Genomic DNA, 3,316 nt, shown 5'->3' with positions numbered 1-3,316 from the left:
GGGCAGTACGCCCCTTCGGGCTCGGTGTCACCCAGGGGCGCGCCCCACACCGTGGCCCGGGCCCGCCACGCCAGCTCCCCCTCGTCGCCGACCAGCTCGGTCGGGGTGCCGACCAGGTCGGTCACGATCGAGTAGAACTGGGCGTCCACCCATTCCTGCGAGTGCCCCTGCTCCCGGCCCTGGCCCTGGCCCTGCTCCCGGCCCTGACCCTGACCCTGGACCTGGCCCTCGCGGACGACGCGATCGACCTGGGTGACCGGGCTGAACCGGTCCGGCTCCCAGTCCCAGACCATGCACGTGGGAGCCTCGTCACCCCTGCGCGTGACCTGCTCGGCCAGGACGAAGCCGTCCCAGGCGAACGTCACCTCCTCCACCACTGTCGACCCGTCCGGCCCGAACCGCTGCTTGGCGACGCGGCGGCCGAACGGGTCGTACCGGTAACCCCACTTGGTGCCGTCCGGCGTGGTGACCCCGACGAGCCGGTCCTGGCTGTCCCAGGCGTACCGCCAGACGTCCGGCTTGCGCGAGAGGCGCTTCTTGCGGCGTACGACCACCCGGCCCTGGGCGTCGAACTCGTAGCGGACCTCGCCCGATCCGCGCCCCGCCGATCCGCGCCCCGCCGATCCGTGGGCCGCCGGTTCACCCCCGCCCGGCCGCCCGGGCCGTGAACCGGCCGAGCCCTGCCATTCGGCCTGGGTGAGGTTGCCCGCGGGGTCGTAGGCATACCGCTCCGACCAGGTCGCCGCCCGCACGCCGGTGACCCGGCCGGTGCCGTCGACATCGAGCACCCGGTCGCCGCCGAGCAGGTCGCTGATCCCGGTGACCGCGCCGTCCGGCCGGTAGCGGTACGCGCGGTGCTGGAGGCGCCGCGGCCCGGGCGCACCCGAAGAGCCGCCGTCCGCCATCAAGGTCTGCGAGCTGAGCCTGCCGTCCGCGTCCCAGGTCTGGCTGAGCACGGTGGCGCCGGTCCGGCGCTCCACCTCGCGCCCCGCCTCGTCGTAACCGAAGGCGACGGTCCTGCCCGCCGTCCGCAGCAGCACCGGCCGGTCGCGGCCGTCGTACTCCCACACACTCTCGGCGCCCGACGGCGTCACCCGGCGAGTGCGCCTGCCCAGCACGTCGTAGGCCGACCGGACGGTGGCGCCGTCGCACGTCTCGGCGAGAACGCGGCCCCGGGCGTCACGTTCGTAGGTCAGTTCGGTGTGGCCGCTGGTCACGCGGCGGACGTTGCCGACCGGGTCGTACGCGTAGGCCGTGACCCCCTCGGGGGTCCGCTCCTGGAGCACCTTGCCGAACGCGTCGCGCACGTACTCGATGCTCTGGCCCGCCCCGTTGGTCTGCCCGACCAGGTGCCCCGCGGCGTCGAAGCGGTAGCTCTGCGTACGCCCGCCGAAGTCCTGCTCGCGGACGAGCCGGCCCGCCTCGTCGTAGAAGTAGCGCCAGGCGGCGCCGAGTTGGTTGGTGACCGAGGTGACGCGCAGTTCACCGTCGTAGGTGAACTCCAGACGCGATCCGTCGGGGTTGACGCGGGCCGACGGCAGGTCGAACCCGCCGTACTCGAAGCGGGTGACCTGGCCCAGCGTGTCCGTGTGCTCGACGAGGTTGCCCTCGCCGTCGTGGACGTGGTGTTCGGTGCTGCCGTCGGGCAGGATCCGGCGGCTCAGCTTGCCCTCGGGGGTCCACTCGAACCGCGTGACCGATCCGTCCGGGCCGGTCTGCGCGACCAGCCTGCCGAACGCGTCACGCTCGAAGTGCGTCGTGCAGCCCTCGGCGTCGGTGCTCGACCGCGGCTGCCCGGTCGCGTCGGGCTCCAGCACGGCGGTGCGCCCCGCGGCGTCGGTGATCGCGATGAGGCCGCCGAAGCCGTTGTACCGGTAGGAGATCCGGGCGCCGGTGGGGTCGGTCTCGCCGGTGAGGTTGCCGCGTTCGTCGTACTCCAGGTGCCAGACGTGACCGTCGGCCTGGGTGACGGTGACGGGCTGGCCGTGGATGCCGTTCTCCGCCAGCTCCCGGCTGCCGTCGGGGTGGATGACGGCGGTCGGCGCGCCGTCCGCGTCATAGACGTAACGGGTCGTCCTGCCGAGCGGGTCGGTCCGCGAGAGCAGGCGGTCGTAGCGGTCCCACTCGGAGCACGTGGTGTGGCCGAGCGGGTCGGTCTGGGCGACGAGCTGGCGGAGTTCGTTGTGGCGGTAGGTGGTGGTGTTGCCCAGGGAGTCGGTGTAGCGCGTCGTCCGGTTCTCGTCGTCGTACGCGATGGTGCACGAGAGGCGGCCGTCGGCGCCCTCACCCGTGACGCAGCGGTCCTGGTCGTCGTAGGTGAAGCGGTACCAGCAGCCGACGCGGTCGGTCCAGGACGTGATGCGGGAGCGGCTGTCGTAGGTGAGCGTCAGGGGCAGGCCGCTGGAGTTGTGCACCTCGGCGAGGTTGCCGTCGGCGCCGTAGCCGAAGCGCCGCAAGGTGGTGCCTGCGGGCCCGTCCTCGGGGTTGCGCAGGCGGAGGCCGACGACGCGGTCGCGCCGGGTGTCGACGTGGAGATGGCGGCCGGCCGAGTCGCGTACGGCGGTGGGGGCGCCCTTCTTGTCACGGTCGATGTCGACGCGCAAGCCGTTGCGGTCGGTGATCGCGGCCAGCGGCATCGTGAAGGCGGAGCCACTCGCTCCAGGGCTACCGGTGGGGGCGAAGTGACGGGTGAAGCCCGTGGCCGGGTCGGTGATGCGCAGGGGCGCGCCGGGCTCCCCGTCCCAGTCGAGCGGCCAGCGCGGGCCTTCCAGGGGCATGACCGAGGCCCCGGGCCGGGGCACCGGGTAGAGCAGGATCATGCCGTCCTCGGCGGCGAAGGCGACGCCCTCGTCGTCGAGTTCGAGGCGTTCGTCGAGCGTGGAGGCCCACGAAGGACCGAACCACTGGCCCCATCGGTACGTCGACAGATGGGTGCGCCGGAGAGCGAGCGGGAGCAGCCCCGGCAGGTCGACGTCGGTCTCCTCCATGATCATCTCGCCGGAGACCATGTCGATGGGATCGCCGTTCTTGCAGCGGCTCCCCGCCTTCTTGCCGGACCCGACGGCGTCGTCGGCCCCCTTGCGCAGCCCGCCCTTGCCCAGGCCCTTGGCCATGCCCTTGAGGCCCTTGCCGAGTTTGGCGGCGGTGGTCAGGCCCTTCATGCCGGGTACGCAGTCCAGGGCGGCGAAGGCGACATCCATCAGGCCTGCTTGGCCTTTTCGGTATTTGTTGAGGGTGTCGGCGAGGACGATGGCTCCGGCGATGATGACGATGGCGGCGAGGATGGGTCCGCCGACGATCATCGCGATGATGCCGA

At 72.4% G+C, this 3,316-nt stretch carries 1 protein-coding gene; it reads right to left on the bottom strand.

The window, feature by feature from the left end; translation table 11 throughout:
• On the bottom strand, positions 1-3,316 hold a 3,316-nt coding region (locus tag GKQ77_RS30375), incomplete at both ends, for a DUF6531 domain-containing protein (RefSeq protein WP_219692334.1).

Origin of the sequence: Streptomyces anatolicus (assembly GCF_019400875.1) — a bacterium.
GTDB classification, from domain to species: Bacteria; Actinomycetota; Actinomycetes; order Streptomycetales; family Streptomycetaceae; genus Streptomyces; species Streptomyces anatolicus.
Note: the sequence above shows the minus strand (reverse complement) of the source record. Positions and strands in the feature narration are given on the sequence as shown.